19 protein-coding genes are annotated in these 17,806 nt (G+C 71.0%); 11 read left to right on the top strand and 8 right to left on the bottom strand.

Annotation, left to right across the window (positions count from 1 at the left end; all coding sequences use genetic code 11):
• Positions 1 to 5: 5 nt before the first annotated feature.
• Positions 6 to 80, bottom strand: a complete 75-nt coding sequence (locus ACFPM7_RS28370; protein WP_096498094.1) for a 50S ribosomal protein bL37 — start codon at positions 78 to 80, stop codon at positions 6 to 8.
• Between the two features lie 125 nt (positions 81 to 205).
• On the opposite strand from ACFPM7_RS28370, the gene ACFPM7_RS28365 reads away from it, so the two are divergent.
• Positions 206 to 1,702 carry a sensor histidine kinase gene (locus tag ACFPM7_RS28365; RefSeq protein ID WP_378250883.1) on the top strand — a complete coding sequence of 499 codons (1,497 nt, stop codon included), beginning with the start codon at positions 206 to 208 and terminating at the stop codon, positions 1,700 to 1,702.
• 123 nt (positions 1,703 to 1,825) lie between these two features.
• Here the strand turns inward: ACFPM7_RS28365 and ACFPM7_RS28360 are convergent, their stop codons facing one another.
• A complete protein-coding gene (locus ACFPM7_RS28360) occupies positions 1,826 to 2,080 on the bottom strand; it encodes a WhiB family transcriptional regulator (RefSeq protein ID WP_378250882.1) in 255 nt (84 codons plus the stop codon).
• A 221-nt stretch (positions 2,081 to 2,301) separates the two neighbouring features.
• Positions 2,302 to 3,216 (bottom strand): diacylglycerol/lipid kinase family protein, encoded by a 915-nt coding sequence (locus tag ACFPM7_RS28355; protein WP_378250881.1) that lies wholly within the window; start codon positions 3,214 to 3,216, stop codon positions 2,302 to 2,304.
• Positions 3,217 to 3,481: 265 nt separating this feature from the next.
• Between ACFPM7_RS28355 and ACFPM7_RS28350 the strand changes: the two genes are divergently transcribed.
• Positions 3,482 to 3,880, top strand: a complete 399-nt coding sequence (locus tag ACFPM7_RS28350) for a hypothetical protein (RefSeq protein ID WP_378250880.1) — start codon at positions 3,482 to 3,484, stop codon at positions 3,878 to 3,880.
• Here ACFPM7_RS28350 and ACFPM7_RS28345 read toward each other — a convergent pair.
• Complete coding sequence (locus tag ACFPM7_RS28345) at positions 3,877 to 4,344, bottom strand: GNAT family N-acetyltransferase (RefSeq protein WP_378250879.1); 468 nt, start codon at positions 4,342 to 4,344, stop codon at positions 3,877 to 3,879. The genes ACFPM7_RS28350 and ACFPM7_RS28345 overlap by 4 nt on opposite strands.
• 7 nt (positions 4,345 to 4,351) lie before the next feature.
• Positions 4,352 to 4,909 carry a histidine phosphatase family protein gene (locus tag ACFPM7_RS28340; RefSeq protein WP_378250878.1) on the bottom strand — a complete coding sequence of 186 codons (558 nt, stop codon included), beginning with the start codon at positions 4,907 to 4,909 and terminating at the stop codon, positions 4,352 to 4,354.
• A gap of 82 nt (positions 4,910 to 4,991) precedes the next feature.
• Here ACFPM7_RS28340 and ACFPM7_RS28335 point away from each other — a divergent pair, with 82 nt between their 5' ends.
• Positions 4,992 to 5,462, top strand: a complete 471-nt coding sequence (locus tag ACFPM7_RS28335; protein ID WP_378250877.1) for a hotdog fold domain-containing protein — start codon at positions 4,992 to 4,994, stop codon at positions 5,460 to 5,462.
• 389 nt (positions 5,463 to 5,851) lie between these two features.
• Entirely contained in the window at positions 5,852 to 6,223 is a 372-nt protein-coding gene (locus ACFPM7_RS28330) for a hypothetical protein (RefSeq protein ID WP_378250876.1), read from the top strand.
• Positions 6,224 to 6,289: 66 nt separating this feature from the next.
• Here ACFPM7_RS28330 and sodN read toward each other — a convergent pair whose 3' ends face one another.
• Together sodN and ACFPM7_RS28320 are read right to left on the bottom strand one after the other, a co-directional pair.
• Positions 6,290 to 6,697 (bottom strand): superoxide dismutase, Ni, encoded by a 408-nt coding sequence (sodN, locus tag ACFPM7_RS28325; protein WP_378250875.1) that lies wholly within the window; start codon positions 6,695 to 6,697, stop codon positions 6,290 to 6,292.
• 448 nt (positions 6,698 to 7,145) lie between these two features.
• Positions 7,146 to 7,748, bottom strand: coding sequence for a dTDP-4-dehydrorhamnose 3,5-epimerase family protein (locus tag ACFPM7_RS28320; RefSeq protein ID WP_378250874.1), 603 nt, complete (start codon positions 7,746 to 7,748; stop codon positions 7,146 to 7,148).
• Between the two features lie 353 nt (positions 7,749 to 8,101).
• Between ACFPM7_RS28320 and ACFPM7_RS28315 the strand changes: the two genes are divergently transcribed.
• The 3 genes from ACFPM7_RS28315 to ACFPM7_RS28305 all read left to right on the top strand — a co-directional run bounded on the left by ACFPM7_RS28315 (position 8,102) and on the right by ACFPM7_RS28305 (position 12,470).
• The gene (locus ACFPM7_RS28315; RefSeq protein WP_378250873.1) at positions 8,102 to 9,286 is read left to right on the top strand and encodes an NAD(P)-dependent malic enzyme; all 1,185 of its coding nucleotides are present in this window, start codon (positions 8,102 to 8,104) and stop codon (positions 9,284 to 9,286) included.
• A 67-nt stretch (positions 9,287 to 9,353) separates the two neighbouring features.
• Entirely contained in the window at positions 9,354 to 11,915 is a 2,562-nt protein-coding gene (locus ACFPM7_RS28310) for an EAL domain-containing protein (RefSeq protein ID WP_378250872.1), read from the top strand.
• A 72-nt stretch (positions 11,916 to 11,987) separates the two neighbouring features.
• A complete protein-coding gene (locus tag ACFPM7_RS28305; protein ID WP_378250871.1) occupies positions 11,988 to 12,470 on the top strand; it encodes an SRPBCC family protein in 483 nt (160 codons plus the stop codon).
• Positions 12,471 to 12,701: 231 nt separating this feature from the next.
• On the opposite strand, the gene ACFPM7_RS28300 is transcribed toward ACFPM7_RS28305, so the two are convergent.
• Positions 12,702 to 14,129 (bottom strand): bis-aminopropyl spermidine synthase family protein, encoded by a 1,428-nt coding sequence (locus ACFPM7_RS28300; protein WP_378250870.1) that lies wholly within the window; start codon positions 14,127 to 14,129, stop codon positions 12,702 to 12,704.
• Positions 14,130 to 14,273: 144 nt separating this feature from the next.
• On the opposite strand from ACFPM7_RS28300, the gene ACFPM7_RS28295 reads away from it, so the two are divergent.
• Genes ACFPM7_RS28295 through ACFPM7_RS28280 form a run of 4 tightly spaced genes read left to right on the top strand, consistent with a single transcriptional unit; the run spans position 14,274 to position 17,678 of the window.
• Positions 14,274 to 15,416 carry an ABC transporter ATP-binding protein gene (locus ACFPM7_RS28295; RefSeq protein ID WP_378250869.1) on the top strand — a complete coding sequence of 381 codons (1,143 nt, stop codon included), beginning with the start codon at positions 14,274 to 14,276 and terminating at the stop codon, positions 15,414 to 15,416.
• Positions 15,413 to 16,051, top strand: a complete 639-nt coding sequence (locus tag ACFPM7_RS28290) for an ABC transporter permease (RefSeq protein ID WP_378250868.1) — start codon at positions 15,413 to 15,415, stop codon at positions 16,049 to 16,051. The genes ACFPM7_RS28295 and ACFPM7_RS28290 overlap by 4 nt, the downstream gene beginning before the upstream one ends.
• The gene (locus ACFPM7_RS28285) at positions 16,048 to 16,746 is read left to right on the top strand and encodes an ABC transporter permease (RefSeq protein WP_378250867.1); all 699 of its coding nucleotides are present in this window, start codon (positions 16,048 to 16,050) and stop codon (positions 16,744 to 16,746) included. The genes ACFPM7_RS28290 and ACFPM7_RS28285 overlap by 4 nt, the downstream gene beginning before the upstream one ends.
• Positions 16,743 to 17,678, top strand: coding sequence for an ABC transporter substrate-binding protein (locus ACFPM7_RS28280; RefSeq protein ID WP_378250866.1), 936 nt, complete (start codon positions 16,743 to 16,745; stop codon positions 17,676 to 17,678). Before ACFPM7_RS28285 ends, ACFPM7_RS28280 begins: the two co-directional genes overlap by 4 nt.
• Positions 17,679 to 17,806: the final 128 nt, after the last annotated feature.

Raw genomic sequence — 17,806 nt, 5'->3', positions numbered from 1 at the left:
GCACGTCAGGCGTTGGGACGCTTGCCGTGGTTGGCGCCGCCCTTCTTGCGGTCACGACGCTTGCGAGCGCGCTTCGACATCGGATCTCCTCTGGTGCTTGGGCGCCGTCAGCACAACGGCAACACGTGTTCCACCCGCGATTCTGCCACGTGCCCGCGGCGCGTTCCGCCAGGGCCGACGCCCCCGCCGGATGGTTGGATGGGGCGTGTCCACTCTCTCCGACCTGGTCGCCGAGCACACGAACCTGCCCGGCGCGGCCGTCGACCACCTCCAGCTCGTCGTGGCCGAGTGGCAGCTGCTCTCCGACCTGTCGTTCGCCGACTTCCTGCTCTGGGTGCCCATCGACGTCGAGCGGGCCGACCGCGCCGACCGCTTCGTCTGCGTCGCGCAGGCCCGCCCGACCACCGCGCCCACCGCCCATCCCGACGACGTCGTCTCCTCGTTCATCGACCGCGTCGAACACCCGCAGCTGCGCCGCGCCGCCGCCGAGCGCCGCATCTGCCGCGAGGAGGACCCGCGCTGGTACCTGGGGGTGCCGGTGCGCCGCGAGGCCATCCCGGTGACCTTCCGCGGCACGGTCGTCGCGGTGCTGTCGCGGGAGACGAACCTGGCGGTGCCGCGGGTGCCCAGCGGCCTGGAGATCGCCTACCTCGGCATCGCAGGCGACCTGTGCCAGATGGTCGCCGACGGCGCCTTCCCCACCCCCGAGCCCTCGCCGGACGTGCACACCAGCCCCCGCGTCGGCGACGGCCTGATCCGCCTGGACACCGCGGGCGCGGTCGTCTTCGCCAGCCCGAACGCGCTGAGCGCCTACCACCGCATGGGCCACGCGGCCGACCTCGTCGGCACCCGGCTGGCCCCGCTGACCCGCACGCTCATCGCCGACCCGTTCGACGCCACCGAGATCGCCCAGCGCATCCTGCTGGCCCTCGACGGCAAGCCGAGCATGCGCGCTGAGGCCGAGTCCCGCCGCGGCGCCGCGGTGCTGTTCCGGGCGCTGCCGCTGCGCCCCGGCGGCAAGGCCGCGGGCGCGCTGGTGCTGTGCCGCGACGTCACCGAGGTGCGCCGCCGCGACCGCGCGCTGATGTCCAAGGACGCCACGATCCGCGAGATCCACCACCGGGTGAAGAACAACCTGCAGACCGTGGCCGCCCTGCTGCGGCTGCAGTCGCGGCGCACCAGCAGCCCGGAGGCCAAGGAGGCGCTGGCGGAGTCGGTGCGCCGGGTCGCGGCCATCGCCCTGGTGCACGAGACGCTGTCGACGTCGGTGGACGAGCGGGTGGACCTCGACGCCCTGGTCGACAAGGTCATCCCGATGGTCGGCGACGTGGCGGTGCCGGAGAACCACGTGAAGGTGCGCAAGACCGGCCAGTTCGGGGTCGTGCAGTCGGAGGTGGCGACGCCGCTGGTCATGGTGCTGACCGAGCTGGTGCAGAACGCTGTCGAGCACGCCTACCCGACGGGCCGCTCCGGCGAGGTCATCGTGTCCGCCGACCGCTCGGCGCGGTGGCTGGACGTGGTGGTCTCCGACGACGGCCGCGGGCTGCCCAAGGGGTTCTCGCTGGAGCGCACGAACGGTCTCGGGCTGCAGATCGTGCGCACGCTGGTGGAGTCGGAGCTGCGCGGGTCGCTATCGCTGCGCACACACAAACCCAAGGGGACCGAGGCGGTCCTGCGGGTGCCGTTGTCGCATCGGCGTTAACCGAACGCGCGTCTTGTTCCGCATTCACTAAGGAAAGCCTCAGTGAATGAATGCAGAAGCCCCGGTGTCGTATTCGACACCGGGGCTTCTGCGGTCTATCGACTACATACGGTGAATCGAAGCTCAGGCGTTGCTGCGTGCCCGCGTGCGAGCGTTGCGGCGCTTGAGTGCGCGGCGCTCGTCTTCGCTCATCCCGCCCCAGACGCCCGCGTCCTGTCCGCTATCCAGCGCCCAGGCCAGGCAAGAGGCGGTGACGGGGCAGCGGGTGCAAACGGCCTTCGCCTCAGCGACCTGAGACAGGGCGGGACCGCTCGTTCCCACGGGGAAGAACAGTTCGGGGTCCTCGTCTCGGCAGGCCGCGCGGTGGCGCCAGTCCATTGCTGATTGCTCCTCGCTACGGGCGCGTTGATCCGCGCCACAGTTCGTCATCCGGTCGTCGGGGTGCTTGTGAATGCTTTCACGAACTGGCGGGATGTCAAGGGTTCATCCCGACCCGGTGAGTGAACTCACCCGAAAGATCGACGTCTGCGCGTATCCGCTGCGGAGTGCAACGATCGGGTCTCGCGAGGCCCTGGTCTGGACCGCAGCAGGCACAACCGTCACCCGATGACAGTTACCGCGCCCGCCACTCCCCGAAACCGGACGGCGTCGAACTCGCCGATGAGATCTCCGTCACACTGCAACTTGACCGGTTCCTTGGCGCTGACCAGCAGGGTGTCGACGTCGTCCTGGTGCACCAGCCTGCGGCCGGCGCGGACGCCCTTGGCGCTCAGCGCCTGCCGCACGTGCCGGAGCACCGTCGCGGGCCCGAGCGAGCGCAGCGCGAACACCCCGAGGCCGTCCTCGAAGCTGGCCTCGGGATTCAGCCGCACCGGGCGCGACCCGAGGTAGGTCCACGGGTCGGTGTTGGAGACGAACACCAGGCGCAGGCCTTCGAGGCGCTCCTGGCCGGGGATCTCCACGGACATCTCGTGCCGCTCGCCCCGCAGGTAGCGGGCCAGCGCGACGCGCGCGTACAGCGCCGGGCTGGCCTTCTTGCCGCGTTTGCGGTCGACGTCGGCGACCACGTCGGCGTCCCAGCCCATGCCCGCGTTGAAGGTGAACCAGCGCCCGCCCTCGGAGGTCTCCACCCGGCCGAGCCCCACGGATCGGCTGCGGCCCTGCGTCACGGCCGTGAGCAGCGCGTGCGTGGCCTCCACCGGGTCGCGGGGCAGGCCGAGCGCGCGGGCGAACACGTTCGCCGACCCGCCGGGCACCACGCCGAGGGCCGGGCCGCCGGGGCCGTTCTGGAGCAGGCCGTTGACCACCTCGTTGACCGTGCCGTCGCCGCCGTGGGCGACGACGAGGTCGACGCCCTCCTCGCGGGCCTGCGCGGCGGCCACCAGGGCGTGGCCCCGGTAGTCGGTCTCGACCACGTCCAGCTTCAGCTGGCTGGCCAGCGCCCGCGCCAGCACATCGCGGCCCGCCGCCGTCGTCGCGGTAGCCCTCGGGTTCACCACTAGGACAGCGCGCATTACCGCAGCGTAAGGCACCCGGTCGAGCCGCCACGCCGTCGGGCCACCGAGATGGGTGAGTTCATGCGGTTGGAGTACCCGCTCCCTCCTGCCGTCGAATCCCTCGATCGGCAGGTGCACCCAGACGACCGTCTGCCCGCTCGATCACGAGGAAGTTGATGGTTCGATCATTCACTGTCCGTTGCCACCCGGCGACCGGCCGTCCGGGTGGCATACGATCGGGCGGACATCACGCACCGTCATCGCCCCTGGAAGGCCTCAGCTCGTGCGTCTGGACTCCCCTCGGACCGTGCTCGGCGCGGGCCTGCTGGTGTGCCTGCAGGGCGCCGCCGGCGTCGTCTTCGCGGTCCTGCTGGTGATCAGCGGCCTCAGTGGCGCCTCGGAGCAGGGCGCCAACGTCTACGGCGAGGCGGCGTACTTCGCCGTGCTCGCGGGCGGCGTGCTGGCCTGCGGGGTCGGGCTGGTGCTCGGCAAGCACTGGGCGCGCGGTCCGTCGATCGTGCTGCAGCTGCTGCTGCTGGGCGTCTCCTGGTACGTGATCGGGCCGTCCGGGCAGCCGCTGTACGGCATCCCCATCGCGGCGCTGTGCGCGGCGGCGCTGGTGCTGCTGTTCCTGCCCGCGTCGGTCGAGTGGGCGCAGGGGAGCGCCCCCGAGGAGAGCTAGCCGCCCAGGTCGGCCAAGGCGTCGTCGGTGAGGCGGAAGACGGTCCACTCGTCCATCGGCACGGCGCCGAGCTTCTTGTAGAAGCCGATGCTGGGCTCGTTCCAGTCCAGCACCCACCACTCCAGCCGCTGGTAGCCCCGCGCCGCGCACTCGCGCGCCAGCTCGGTCAGCATCGCCTTGCCGAGCCCGCCGCCGCGCAGGTGCGGCTTGACGTACAGGTCCTCCAGGTAGATCCCGTGCGTGCCGCGCCAGGTGGAGAAGTTGAGGAACCACAAGGCATACCCGACCACCTCGCCGTCCACTTCGGCGACGTGCCCGAACAGCGCCGGACTCTCGGCGAACAGCGCCGCCCGCAGCTGCTCGTCGGTCAGGTGGCACTCGTGCGCGGCCCGCTCGTACTCGGCCAACTCGTGCACGAGCCGGACCACGTCGGCCACATCGGACTCGGCGACCCGCCGGATCATGGCTCTCCTAGGTGAGGTTGAGCGCCTTCACCTGCGGCACTCCCCGTTCGTCGCCCAGCACGGTAACCCCACCGGCCACCAACGCGAAGTGCACCCCGAACGCCGCGGGCTGCCCGATCCAGGCGGCGGCGAGCACCCGCCCGAAGTGCCCGTGCCCCACGATGACGGTGTTCCCGCCGCGCACCCGCTCCAGGACCGCGTTCGCCCGCGCGGTGACCTGCTCGGCGGTCTCACCGCCGGGGCTGGGATGCGTCCAGACGGTCCAGCCGGGGACGGTCTCGCGGATCTGTGGCGTGGTCAGCCCCTCGTAGTCGCCGTAGTCCCACTCGCGGACGTCCTCGGTCACCTCGTCCACGCTGAGCCCGGCCAACTCGGCGGTCTGGAGCGCCCGCTGCCTGGGACTGCTGATGACGAACGGCGCCTCGTCCAGGAGCGGCCGCAGGATCTCCCCGGCCCGACGCGCCCCCCGTGTGCCGCGCTCGGTGAGCGGCAGATCCGTCCGCGAGGTGTGCCTGCCGTTCGCCGACCACTCGGTCTCACCGTGTCGCAGCAGGTAGACAGCCATTCCACGACCCTATGCCGGTTCCCACCCCGCTGCCGCCCCGACGACCTTGCCGAACTTGTTACCCATGGGTAGCTTGTCGTCCGTGACCGCGACGACCGCCACCTACCGCCTCTGGCAGCGCCTCTCCACCGTCCCCCTGGGCCACCGCCTCTTCTCGGCCGGAATGGTCCTGCGGGTCCCCTACTTCGGCACGATCCTGCCAACGGTGGTCGCCCTGCGCCCCGGCCACTGCGAGGTGCGCGCCCCGAAGTGGTGGGGCGTCCACAACCACATCCGCACCTTCCACGCCATCGCCGCCTGCAACCTGGCCGAGATCGCCATGGGCATGCTCGCCGAAGCCACGGTTCCCCCCACCCACCGCTGGATCCCCGCGGGCATGACGGTCCGCTACATCTCCAAGGCCAAGACCAGCCTCCACGCCGTCGCCCGCCTGGACGGCATCCCCGAGTTCCCCACCGAGCCGGTGGACGTCCCCGTCCCGGTCTCGATCCGCGACCGCCACGGCATCGAGGTGGTCAGCGCGACGATCACCATTCGGGTGTCACCGGTCTGATCCAGGTTTCCCAATCCAGGCCTCCGCTTGACCCCTCTCGCCCCATCACCCAGGTTGAGACCAACCAGCACCAGGGGGGACGTGCGCACGTACCGCTACGACGTCTGCCTGTCGTTCGCGGGTGAGCGCAGGCAGCGTCGCAGCCTCCCAGCCAGATTCGATGAGACCTCCGTGCCCGGCATTGCCGAGACGGTCGGCTACATCGACCTGAGGCTCTGGCAGTCGGAGGGCTTCGCCGAGAAGGTGATGGACCACGAGATGCGCCTGGCGGGCTTAGTCTTCGCCCCCGCTAGTCTCACGGTGGCGTTGGGGATCTTCAACACCAGGCTCGGCATGGTCGGCGGATTCCGCGAACAGCTGGACAACATCCTGAAACCGCACGTCCAGGAGTGGGCCTTCGGCGAGACGGGGACGCCGAGCGGATCAGGCACCTGGCGAGGCGACTGCTGGAACTCCTGGAGCGCATGCTGGATTGGACCGGGCACGTGCGGAACATCTACGTGCCCACGGGGTTGGCGGCGGCCAGGGACGCCCTCTCGCGGCTCTTGGACGACGAGATTGCCGCCATCGACCGGTTCATCGACGACCTCGTCGCTCACGTGGACCGGCTGCCTGAGGTGGCGGGCACCCCTGACCTCCTGCCCATCCGGATGGTGCTGACGTCGGCGGCCAACGAGACGCTCCTCGCGCGGTACCGAGCTGAGGTCGCCGAGATCAACAACGGTAGGGCCAACGGGTTGATCGATGAGTCCGACTGGTGAGAACGTCCACGAACATGGTCGGCGCCGACCACCGGAACTCCGATGGTCGGCGCCGACCATCTAGCGTCAGCCCTGCTTGGTCTCCCAGAAGATCTTGTCGATCTCCGCGATCAGGTCCAGCAGTGCCGCGCCGGTGGCGGGGTCCATCGAGCCCTTGGTGCCCGAGGCGCCCGCTGCCTTGGTGGCGCGGTTGAACAGGTCGTGGAGGTGGGGGTACTTCTCGAAGTGAGGGGGCTTGAAGTAGTCCGTCCACAGGACCCACAGGTGGTGCTTGACCAGGTCGCTGCGCTGTTCGGCGATGAGGACGGCCCGGGTGCGGAACTCGGGGTCCTCGTTGTTCTGGTACTTCTCCTGGACCGCTTTGACGGACTCGGCTTCGATGCGGGCCTGAGCCGGGTCGTAGACGCCGCAGGGGAGGTCGCAGTGCGCGGTGGCCTCCAGGCGCGGGGAGAAGAATCGCGACAGGAGTCGCATTGTTCCTCCAGGCTTGCAAAAGGGGATGCTCCGACGCGATCGACCCTACTCCGGGCATCCCGGGCGGGCAGGTGGAGGTGATCGAAGTGGGACCGCTCGGGTGGTGGCCGGTTCGGCGGGTGGTGGTGCGGGGGCCGTCGATGTCGCCGACTCTGGGGGACGGGGATGTGGTGCTCGCCACCAGGGGCAAGGTCGTGGCGGGGGCCGTGGTGCTGGTCAGTTGGGCTGGGCGGCCCGGGCAGCTCAGCGTGAAGCGGGCGGTGCGGGCGGAGGGGGGTGGGTGGCACGTGCGGGGGGACAACGAGTTCGGGTCCACCGACTCGCGGCAGCTCGGGTCCGCGCGGGTGCACGCGGTGGTGCGGGCTCGCTTGTGGCCTCGACCTCGGCGTCTGTAGCCCGGAGGGTCCAGGCTCGGGACGCGGCGCCGGAGAGCGGTGCAGCGGCGGCGCTAGGAGCTGCGCAGCTTGTCGTAGAAGGCCAGGCAGTCGGAGTACAGGGGGAGCAGGCCGGCCGCCAGGGCCTCGTCGAGGGTGGGCGCGGCGACGTCCTTGGGGGAGAGCAGGGGCTCGATGTCGGCGGGCCAGGGCAGGGCCAGCTTGGGGTCCATCGGCGTGATGCCGTGCTCGCCCGCCGGGTTGTACGGGGTCGAGCAGAGGTAGTTCATCGCCGTGTCGTCCTCCAGGGCGATGAAGCCGTGGCCCACCCCCTCGGGCACGTACACCGAGCGGCAGTCGACGGCGTCCAGGCGGGAGACGTCCCACTTGCCGAAGGTGGGGGAGCCGACGCGGATGTCGATCACGACGTCGAGCAGCGCCCCGCGCGGGCAGTACACGTACTTCGCCTGCGACGGCGGCACGTCCGCGAAGTGGATGCCGCGGATGGTGCCCCGCCGGGAGATGCTGTGGTTCGTCTGGGCGACGGTCATGCGGTGGCCGACCGCCTCGAACAGGGCGTCGGACTGGTACGGGGAGACGAACACGCCGCGGTCGTCCGGGAAAGAGCGGGGGGTGAACTCGAACGCACCGGGGATCGCAAGCTCGCGGATGTGCACGAGGCAAGCGTAGTGCGTGCCGGACAAGGAACTGTTCAGTCACGCTCCGAACTTGTTAACCGGCGCTCGCAAACCGGACGGACGTCTTGCGAAACCGCTTCTGACCTGCGAAAAAGCTCGTCTGTTTGTGATATCCGCCGCAGACAACCGTGATCGCTGCTGCCACACTGTGGCCACCGCGGTGCCCGACCGGCGCCACTCCGCGGACCCACACCCCCGGGTTCCCGCACCTTCCACACCAGCCGAGAGCGCGCCCTGAACGCCAGTCGAGTGTCAGCACTCAGGGCTACCTTCCGGCGACACCCCGTTTCCGCGCCGAGCAGTTCCCGGCGGTGCGAGCAGGAGGGACGCCCATGACCGCACTGAACGAGGACACCGTGACAGCACCCGTCACCGACGAGGAGATCTTCACCGCGCACGAGGGCGGCAAGCTCGGCGTGGCGGTGACCAAGCCCCTCGCGGACCCGCGGTCGCTGGCGATCGCCTACACCCCCGGGGTGGCGAAGGTGAGCAGCGCCATCGCCCGCGACCCGAAGCTCGCCGAGCGCTACACCTGGGCTTCGCGGCTGGTGGCCGTGGTCTCCGACGGCACGGCGGTGCTCGGTCTCGGCGACATCGGCGCGGCCGCGTCGCTGCCGGTCATGGAGGGCAAGGCGGCCCTGTTCAAGACCTTCGGCGGACTCGACTCGATCCCGCTGGTCCTGGAGACCACCGACGTCGACGAGATCGTCGAGACCCTCGTGCGGCTGCGGCCCTCCTTCGGCGCGGTCAACCTGGAGGACGTCTCCGCCCCGCGCTGCTTCGAGCTGGAGGCGAAGCTGATCGAGGCGCTGGACTGCCCGGTCATGCACGACGACCAGCACGGCACCGCCATCGTGCTGCTCGCCGCCCTGCGCGGGGCCAACAAGGTCCTCAGCCGGGACCTCGGCGGGCAGCGGGTCGTGATCGCCGGAGCGGGCGCGGCCGGCATCGCCTGCGCGAAGATCCTGCTGGCCGCGGGCGTCGGCGACATCACGCTGCTGGACTCCAGAGGCATCATCCACCCCGACCGCGACGGCCTGAACCCCATCAAGCGCGAGATGGCCGCGGTCACCAACAAGGCCGGGCTGCGCGGCGGCCAGGCCGAGGCCCTCGACGGCGCCGACGTCTTCGTCGGCCTGTCCGCGGGCAAGCTGCCGGTCGAGCTGGTCGGCGCGATGTCGCCCGACCCGATCGTCTTCGCCCTGTCCAACCCCGAGCCGGAGATCCACCCCGCCGTGGCCGCCCGGCACGCGGCGATCGTGGCCACCGGGCGCAGCGACTTCCCGAACCAGATCAACAACGTGCTCGCCTTCCCCGGCATCTTCCGCGGGGCGCTGGACTCCGGCGCCCGGCGCATCACCGAGGGCATGAAGCTGGCCGCCGCGGACGCCATCCTGGGAGTTGCGGAAGAGGACCTTGCCGCTGACAGGATCGTGCCCAGCGCCCTCGACCCCAGGGTCGCTCCCGAGGTCGCCGCGGCGGTGGCGCGGGCAGCGAAAGAAGACGGGGTAGCCTGAGGGCCCGGCGGGATGCTCGGCAGCGGTGCCCACCCCGCCTACTCGTCGAGGGTGGAGGGAACGCGCCGTGGCCGAGCATGTCGTGCGCGGCGGACCGCCCAGGGTCCCTGCCACCGGGTTCGACCCCGGTGGCCAGGCCCAGAGCCCGGAGGCCGCCACGCCCGCCGTCGAGGAACCCGTCGTCGTCGACCCAGCCGTCGTCACCTATGACGACGATCCGTCGACCGAGCGAGCGCTCCTGCTGGAGTCGCAGCGCATCGCCAGGCTCGGCTCCTGGATGCTCGACCTGGACTCCGGCGAGATCTACCTGTCCGACGGGCTGCGCTCGCTGGTCGGCGTCGGCCGCGACACCGCGATCGAGGAGCTGGCCGCCTTGGTTCACCCGGACGACCGGGAGCGCCTGGCCGAGTTCCGCGCCCGCGTGCACGCGCACCGCTCGACCCAGCCCGTCGAGGTCGAGCTGCGCGACGGCGACGGCGACCGGGTCTTCCTCGTGCGCGCCCGCACCATCCGCGACCAGGGCGAACGCATCCACGGCACGGTCCAGGACGTCACCAAGGTCCGCCACCTCGAACGGCTGCTGAGCCAGGAGAGCAGGCTGTTCCGCGAGGCCCAGCGGGTGGCCAGGCTGGGCACCTGGGAGTGGAACACCGAGACCGGCGAGTGCCTGTGGTCGTCCATGCTCTACGAGCTGGGCGGCGTCGAACCGGGCACGCCCATCTCCTACTCGGACTACATGAAGATCGTCCATCCGGACGACCGCGGCTGGGTCGACCAGCGCTGGCAGGAGCTGGCCACCACGCACCGCCCCGTCGAGTGCGAGCACCGCGTCATCCGCCCCGACGGCAAGCGCCGCGTGTTCCGCATCCGCGGCGAGGCCGCCGGCCCCGACGGCGATCCGGTCGTGATGATCGGCACCGCGCAGGACGTCACCGAGCAGCGCTCGACCGAGACGCGCATGCAGCGCTCCAGCAAGCGCTTCACCGACCTGGTCGCCATCACCCCGGTCGGCATCGGCCTCTTCGACGACGCGGGCAGGCTCGTCGACGCCAACGACGCGCTGTGCTCGCTGCTGGGCATGGACCTGGAGCGGCTGCGCGGGATGACCGCCGACCAGCTCACCCACCCCGACGACCGCGAACCGCGCCGCGCCCGCGCCTTCCAGAGCGGCCAGTGCGTGCTGATGGCCGCCGCGGGCAAGCCGGTCTACTGCGAGCTGACCTCGACGGTGTCGGTCTCCGACGACGGCCAGCGCTACTGGCTGGTCGTCTTCGCCGACGTCACCGACCGCCGCCGCGCCGCCGAGCGCCTGCGCTACCAGGCCACCCACGACGAGCTGACCGGCCTGCCGGGCCGGGCCGCGGTCAAGGAGCTGCTGGGCAAGCTGCTCGGCGGCCGCGACTTCGACCGCATCGCCCTGCTGTTCTGCGACGTCGACAACTTCAAGCGCGTCAACGACTCCCTCGGCCACGACGTCGGCGACGAGCTGATCACCGCCCTGGCCCGGCGCCTGGAGCGCGGCCTGCCGCCCTCGTGCACGGTGGCGCGCATGTCCGGCGACGAGTACGTGGTGATCTGCTCCGACGTCGCCGAAGCGGGCGGGGTCGAGGCGCTGGCCAACACCGCGGCGGGCCTGCTGCGCACGGCGGTTCCGGTGCGCGGGCAGCTGCTGCGGGTCTCGGCGTGCATCGGCGCGGCCGTCCCCAGCGGCCCGGAGACCACCGGCGCCGACCTGCTGCGCTACGCCGACGCGGCCATGTTCGCCGCCAAGGAGCGCGGCACGGGGCGGGTGTCGCTGGCCAGCGCCGCGCTGATCGCCTCGGCCAACAGCCAGATGATGCTGGAAGGCCAGCTGCGCGAGGCCATCGCCAACGACCAGCTGATCCTGCACTACCAGCCGGTCGTCGGCTCCGACGGCACGATCCTGAGCGCCGAGGCCCTCGTCCGCTGGCCGCATCCCGAGCGCGGCCTGCTCATGCCCGGCGACTTCCTGCCGGTCGCCGAGCAGGGCGACCTCCTCGGCGAACTCGACCGCTGGGTGCTGCGCGCGGCGTTCGCCGAGGCGTCGGACTGGCCGCAGCTGGCGGGCGGCACGCTCGGCGGCGGCGTGGGCATCGCGGTCAACCTCGGCGGCCTGGTGCCGGGCGACCCCGACTTCGTGGACACGGTCTCGGCGGCGGTGGCGGCCACCGGGCTGTCCTGGGACCGGGTGGTGCTGGAGCTGGTGGAGACCAGCTTGATCGATCTGCCGTCACGCAGCCGCGAGGCGATGGACGAGCTGGTGGAGCGGGGGGTGCGCTTCGCGGTCGACGACTTCGGGACGGGGTACTCGTCGCTGGCCCGGCTGAAGGAGCTGCCCGCGCAGATCATCAAGATCGACCGGCGGTTCGTCTCCGGGGTGGCGACGGACGCCTCGGACTTCGCGGTCGCGCGTGCGCTGGTGGACATGGCGCGGGCCATGGGACGGCGGTGCGTCGCCGAAGGGGTGGAGAACGCCACGCAGTTCCACGTGCTGCGGGGGGTGGGGGTGGACGCCTACCAGGGGTGGCTGATGTCGCGGCCGCTGCCCGCCGAGCGGTTCCGTGAACTGCTCAAGCAGGGGCCGGTACGGATTCCCAACGGGGCGTGAGCAGATCCTGTGGTTGCGGGGCGCAAGAACGGGGCATTGTGTCCGAGGGTGGTTGCTGGTCTGCTTGGTGACATGACAGCCATCGCAGCGGAACCCACGGCTCGTGGGCAGGTCGTGATCGACGCGCCGGTCTCGGAGGTGTGGGCGTGCGTGTCCGATCCGGTGCTCATGGCTGAGTTCGCATCGGAGCTGGTGAGCTGCAAGTGGCTCTCCTCGGGGGCTCCTGAGGTGGGGGCTCGGTTCAGCGGGAGCAACCGGAACGGCTGGCGTCGGTGGACGACGACGTGCACGGTGGTGGAGTGCGAGCCTGGGCTGCGGTTCGCCTACACGGTGCGGACGCCGTTCAAGACGTTGATCTCCCGGTGGGAGTATGAGGTTTCCTCGGTTCCCGAGGGATGTCTGGTGACTGAGACGAACTGGCTACAGGTTCCGCCGTGGTTCATCCCGTTCGCGATCATGATCACGGGGGAGCCGGATCGGGTGGGGTTGAACAAGGCGAACATCGCGTCGACGTTGGCGAACTTGAAGCGGTACGTGGAGGAAGGGCGGAGCTGAAGGGCTCGCGCGTCGGGGTGCCTCGGTTGTCCACAGGGTGTCGTGTGCTGGGTGCGGTGAGAGGGTGTGCCTGGATAACCTGGCGGCGGGGGGCCGGATATTCGCTCGGCTCCGCGGGTGGGTGCGTTGGGTGGGCGGGGTCCGATGGGGTTGGCCTCGGGCAAGGCCAGGTCGGGCCAAGCCGAACGTTGTCGGCTGGTGTTCGTCCTCGTGCGCCGCGCGGAGGAGGAGCTATTCGGCGGCGGTGGTGAGGACGTGGGCTACCTGGTGGCGGGGGAGGTCGATCAGGCGCTCGTCGGTGAGGTTCGGGGCCAGGGTTGACACCCGGGCTCGGGCGTCGCGCTTGGTGAGGGGGGTGGGGGCGTGCTTGATGAGGGCTTCTCGCCAGATGTTGGCGAGTTTGCCGTGGGGGCGGTTCAGGAGGTCGGCCGCTGATGTGGTGGCGGGGAGGGGGGTGGCGGTGATGACGGCGTGCTTGTTGGTGGGGGTGCTGCGGTGGAAGGTCAGGGTGAACTTGTTGGCCAGCAAGGACTTGAGGGATTCCTGGGCGGCTTGGTTGGTGGTGTCGGGGTGGTTGTTGGCCACCAGGGCGGTGACGGGGGTTCGGGGGGCGGCCAGGAGGACTCGGGAGAGCCAGGGGCCGGGGTCGGGGGTGAGGTCGAAGGCCAAGGGGCCTCGGGGGTAGGGGGAGGTCCAGTCCGGTGGGGTGAGGGTGGTGGCGCCGGACTTGGCCAGCAGGGCTCCGACGGCTTCGGGTGCGGTGGTGGTGGCTTCCAGGGATTGCGGGCCGTGGGTGTAGATGGCGGTGGGGGTGGTGGCCTGGGTGGGGGTTGAGGAGGTGGGCTGGAGGACGTAGAGGTCGGCGGCGCTGCCTACGGCCTGAGCGCCGTGGTAGCGGTTGAAGGCGGGGAGGACGGCTTCGGTGACCAGGCCCAGGGAGAGGATCTCGCGCTGGACCTTCAGGCCCAGGGTGGGGGCGAGCTTGCTGTAGCCGTAGGCGGCGATCACCCGGCCTTCGGGACCGCGCAGGGCTTGGACGGCTCGGGCCAGGAACAGGCGCATTCCCTCGGGGGTGTACGGCGGGTCGGTGAAGACCAGGTCGGCGGTTCCCGCCACGGCGGGGGGCAGGCCGAAGCGGAAGTCGGCGTGCAGGCAGCGGATGGGCAGACCCAGTGAGGTCGCCACCGTGTCGACGTACTCCAGGAGGCGGTCGTCGACGTCGATGACGGTGGCCCGCAAGGTGGGGCGGGCCATGCACGCGGCGAGGGCGGTCAGGTCGTGGTCTCCGACACAGACGAGGTGAGCGCCGGTCAGTGCGTAGGTGTCATCCAGCCACTCGGCGCGCTTGCGGACCGTCGCCAGGTCGGCTTGGACGTGGTCGAGGGCGCGCAGGGGGCGGGGGACGTTCTTCAGGACGGTGGCCATGCCGTCCAGGGACGCGCGCTCCGGGATGGCAGGCACGGGGGCGGCCAGGCGCCACCTGCCGTCGCGACTTTCGACGTCTTCGCAGGCCAGGAGGTCTTCCACGGTCCTGCGCGGGAGGGCGGACGCCCGTACCAGCTCGTCCAGGGGCTGCCAGTCCGCGGCGAGGAGTCCGATGATGGGATGGAAGGCGCGGGCGTGCACGCCGCGGGCGGCGAGGAACGAGGTCAGGGACACCGGGCGAGCTTACGGAGACTGCGCCGGATGGCCGATCGGCGGATGCCGGATCTTGAGATGCCCTGCCACAGTCGGACCAACGGGTTAGGGTCGAGCGTCGCGAACGGCCGGCAAGGTGCCGTCCTCGACCCGGAGGGGCCCCGGGTGATCGAGTTCCAAGCCGTGTCCAAGCGCTACCCGGATGGCACGGTCGCTGTGGACGAACTGACCCTTACCGCCGAGGAACGCCAGGTCACCGTCCTGGTGGGACCGTCTGGCTGCGGCAAGACGACCTCGCTGCGGATGATCAACCGCATGATCGACGCCAGCTCGGGTGAGATCCGCCTGGCGGGAGAGAACATCACCGACCGCGATCCGGCGCAGCTGCGCCGCGGCATCGGCTACGTGATCCAGCACGCGGGTCTGTTCCCGCACCGCAGTGTCCTGGACAACATCGCCACCGTCCCGCTGCTGACCGGCGCCACCCGCCGCGCGGCCCGCGCCCGCGCCTCGGAGCTGCTGGAGACGGTGGGCCTGCCCGCCGAACTCGGCAAGCGCTACCCCAAGCAGCTCTCCGGCGGCCAGCAGCAGCGCGTCGGCGTCGCCCGCGCGCTCGCCGCGGACCCGCCGGTGCTGCTCATGGACGAGCCGTTCAGCGCCGTGGACCCGATCGTGCGCGAGGACCTGCAGGACGAGCTGCTGCGGCTGCAGTCCGAGCTGGGCAAGACCATCGTCTTCGTCACCCACGACATCGACGAGGCCGTCAAGCTCGGCGACAAGGTGGCCGTGCTGCGCGTGGGCGGCAAGCTCGCCCAGTTCGACACGCCCGCCGCGCTGCTTGCCGCCCCGGTGGACGACTTCGTCTCCTCCTTCATCGGCCGCGACCGCGGCTACCGCGCGCTCGGCTTCCTCGACGGGCAGCAGATCCCGCTCGGCCCGGTCTCGACCGTGCCCCTGGGCATCGCCGCGGCCGAGGCGCGCGGCAAGCTCTCCCGCGCCGGGTGGGCCGTCGTGGTGGACGAGGGCAACCGGCCGCTGGGCTGGATCTCCTCGGACATCCTCGCCGCCAAGGGGGATTCGGCGATCGCCGAGTCCGACCTCGTCTCCGGCGGCTCACTGTACGAAGTGGACTCCGAGTCGGCGGGCACCGCCGGGTCGCTGCGCAACGCCCTGGACGCCGCGCTCAGCTCGCCGTCGGCGTGGGGCATCGCGGTCGACCACAGCGGCGCCGTCGTCGGCGGGGTGGACGCGGCCAGCGTCATCGAGGCCCTGGCAGCGGCCCGCCGCTCCGGGGAGGTCCCGACGTGAACTGGGTCATCGACCACCTCGGTGACCTGGGCAGGGTGAGCGTGCAGCACCTGTGGCTGGCGCTCGTCCCGGTCGTCGCCGGGCTGCTGATCTCGCTGCCGCTGGGCTGGGCCGCCGCCCGCTGGCGGATCGCCCGCCTGATCCTGGTGCCCGCGGCCGGACTGCTGTACACGATCCCGTCGCTGGCGCTGTTCGTGATGATGCCGCTGATCATCGGCACGCAGATCCTCGACCCGCTCAACGTGCAGGTCGCGCTGACCGTCTACACCGTCGCCCTGCTGGTGCGCGCCGTCGCCGACGCGCTGTCGGCCGTGCCGGAGTCGGTGACGGCCGCGGCCACCGCGATGGGCTACCGCCGCGCGGGCCGCTTCTTCGCCGTGGAGCTGCCGCTGGCCGTCCCGGTGCTGATCGCGGGCGTGCGGGTCGCGGCGGTGTCCAACATCAGCCTGGTCAGCGTGGGCGCGCTGATCGGCGTCGGCGGGCTCGGCGGGTTCCTCACCGAGGGCTTCCAGCGCACCAACTACGCCGAGATCATCGCGGGCATCGTGCTGATCCTGCTGCTGGCGCTCATCGTCGACGCGATCCTCAACGTCGTCGGGCGCCTGCTCACCCCGTGGGCCAGGGAGCGCGCGTGAACATCTTCGACAAACTGTGGGGCTGGCTGAGCGACCCGGCCAACTGGACCACCACCTTCGGCACCCCGGGCATCCCGCAGCGCATCGCCGAGCACCTGCAGTACACCGCGGTCGCCGTCCTGATCGCCGCGGTCATCGCGATCCCGCTCGGCGCCTACATCGGACACACGAACAAGGGCACGACGTTCGTGGTGGGGTTCGTCAACTCCTTCCGCGCGCTGCCCGAGCTGGGTCTGCTGATCCTGCTGGTGCTGGCGATGGGCGTGCTGCTGGCGGTGGAGGCGCTGACGATCGCGCTGGTGCTCATCGCCATCCCGCCGCTGCTGGCGGGCACCTACGCGGGCGTGCGCAACGTCGACCGGTCCGTTGTGGACGCCGCGCGCGGGATGGGCATGCGCGAGCGCGACGTGCTGCTCAAGGTCGAGCTGCCCAACGCGCTGCCGCTGATCCTCGGCGCGCTGCGCACGGCGACGCTACAGGTGATCGCCACCGCCAGCATCGCCGCTTTCGTTTCCCTCGGCGGTCTGGGGCGCTTCGTCATCGACGGGTACGCGTTCCGGGAGTTCGAGCAGATGGCGGGCGGCGCGGTGCTCATCGCGCTGCTGGCCGTGCTCGTCGAGCTGGTCTTGACGGGCGTGCAGTGGCTGGTGGTCTCACCGGGCCTGCGAAACCACCAAGTGAGGAGATCTCGATGAAGCGCGCACTCGCGGGCCTGACCGCCGCGGTCGCAACGCTGGCCCTGGCGGCCTGCGGCGGCGGGTCCGACCCGCTGACCCCCGCAGCCACGACGACCGGGGCGCCGGGCGGTTCCCCGGCCCCCGCCGGGACGATCACCGTCGGCTCGGCCAACTTCCCGGAGAGCACCCTGCTCGCCGAGATCTACGCCGCCGCCCTGGAGGACAAGGGCATCACCGTCGAGCGCAAGCTCAACATCGGCAGCCGCGAGACCTACTACCCCGGCCTGCTCGACGGCTCGATCGACCTGATCCCGGAGTACACCGGCGTCCTGCTCACCCACCTCGGCGACCAGTCCGGCGCCAGCGAGTCCGACGCGGTCTACAAGGCGCTGCAGACGGCGCTGCCGCCGGAGCTGACCGTGCTGGAGCAGTCGGCCGCGGAGAACAAGGACGCCGTCGTCGTCACCAAGGCCACCGCCGACGAGCGCGGCCTGAAGTCCATCGCCGACCTGGCCAAGTCCGACGACGTCGTCTTCGGCGGCCCGCCGGAGTTCCAGAAGCGCGCCGACGGCATCCCCGGCCTGCAGGAGAAGTACGGCCTGAAGATCAAGGAGTACAAGTCCCTCGACGTCGGCGGCCCGCTGACCGTCGACGCCCTCAAGACCGGCGCCGTCCTGGCCGCCGACCTCTTCACCACCGACCCGGCCATCACCGCCAACGGCTTCGTCGTGCTGGAGGACCCGGAGTCGAACTTCGCCGCCCAGAACGTCGTCCCCCTGGCCAACAAGGCGAAGGCGACCCCGGAGGTCGCCGAGGTCCTCAACGGCATCTCCGCCAAGCTGACCACCGAGGCCCTGATCGAGCTGAACGGCAAGCTCAACGCGCCGGAGAAGCCGGACGCGGCCAAGGTCGCCCAGGAGTGGCTGACCTCGGTCGGCCTGCTGAGCTAAGGATTCAGGCAACGGCCCCGCGTCCCGGTACGGGACGCGGGGCCGTTGTCGTTGTCGTGGCGGACCCGGACAAGCCGGTGTGGGCGTCAGAAGGGAAATAGCCCCGCGTCCTGGAACCTCGGACGCGG

Source organism: Actinokineospora guangxiensis (genome assembly GCF_042657845.1).
GTDB lineage: Bacteria > Actinomycetota > Actinomycetes > Mycobacteriales > Pseudonocardiaceae > Actinokineospora > Actinokineospora guangxiensis.
The sequence above is the reverse complement of the archived record's forward strand: the minus strand, read 5'-3'. Positions and strand labels throughout refer to the sequence as shown.

What these genes read in the sequence shown, in the direction of transcription:
- ACFPM7_RS28360 (WP_378250882.1), bottom strand. Translation starts at nt 2,080, where the DNA reads ATGGACTGGCGCCACCGCGCGGCCTGCCGAGACGAGGACCCCGAACTG.
- ACFPM7_RS28305 (WP_378250871.1), top strand. Translation starts at nt 11,988, where the DNA reads ATGACAGCCATCGCAGCGGAACCCACGGCTCGTGGGCAGGTCGTGATC.
- ACFPM7_RS28345 (WP_378250879.1), bottom strand. Translation starts at nt 4,344, where the DNA reads ATGATCCGGCGGGTCGCCGAGTCCGATGTGGCCGACGTGGTCCGGCTC.
- ACFPM7_RS28280 (WP_378250866.1), top strand. Translation starts at nt 16,743, where the DNA reads ATGAAGCGCGCACTCGCGGGCCTGACCGCCGCGGTCGCAACGCTGGCC.
- ACFPM7_RS28315 (WP_378250873.1), top strand. Translation starts at nt 8,102, where the DNA reads ATGACCGCACTGAACGAGGACACCGTGACAGCACCCGTCACCGACGAG.
- ACFPM7_RS28340 (WP_378250878.1), bottom strand. Translation starts at nt 4,909, where the DNA reads ATGGCTGTCTACCTGCTGCGACACGGTGAGACCGAGTGGTCGGCGAAC.
- ACFPM7_RS28355 (WP_378250881.1), bottom strand. Translation starts at nt 3,216, where the DNA reads ATGCGCGCTGTCCTAGTGGTGAACCCGAGGGCTACCGCGACGACGGCG.
- sodN (WP_378250875.1), bottom strand. Translation starts at nt 6,697, where the DNA reads ATGCGACTCCTGTCGCGATTCTTCTCCCCGCGCCTGGAGGCCACCGCG.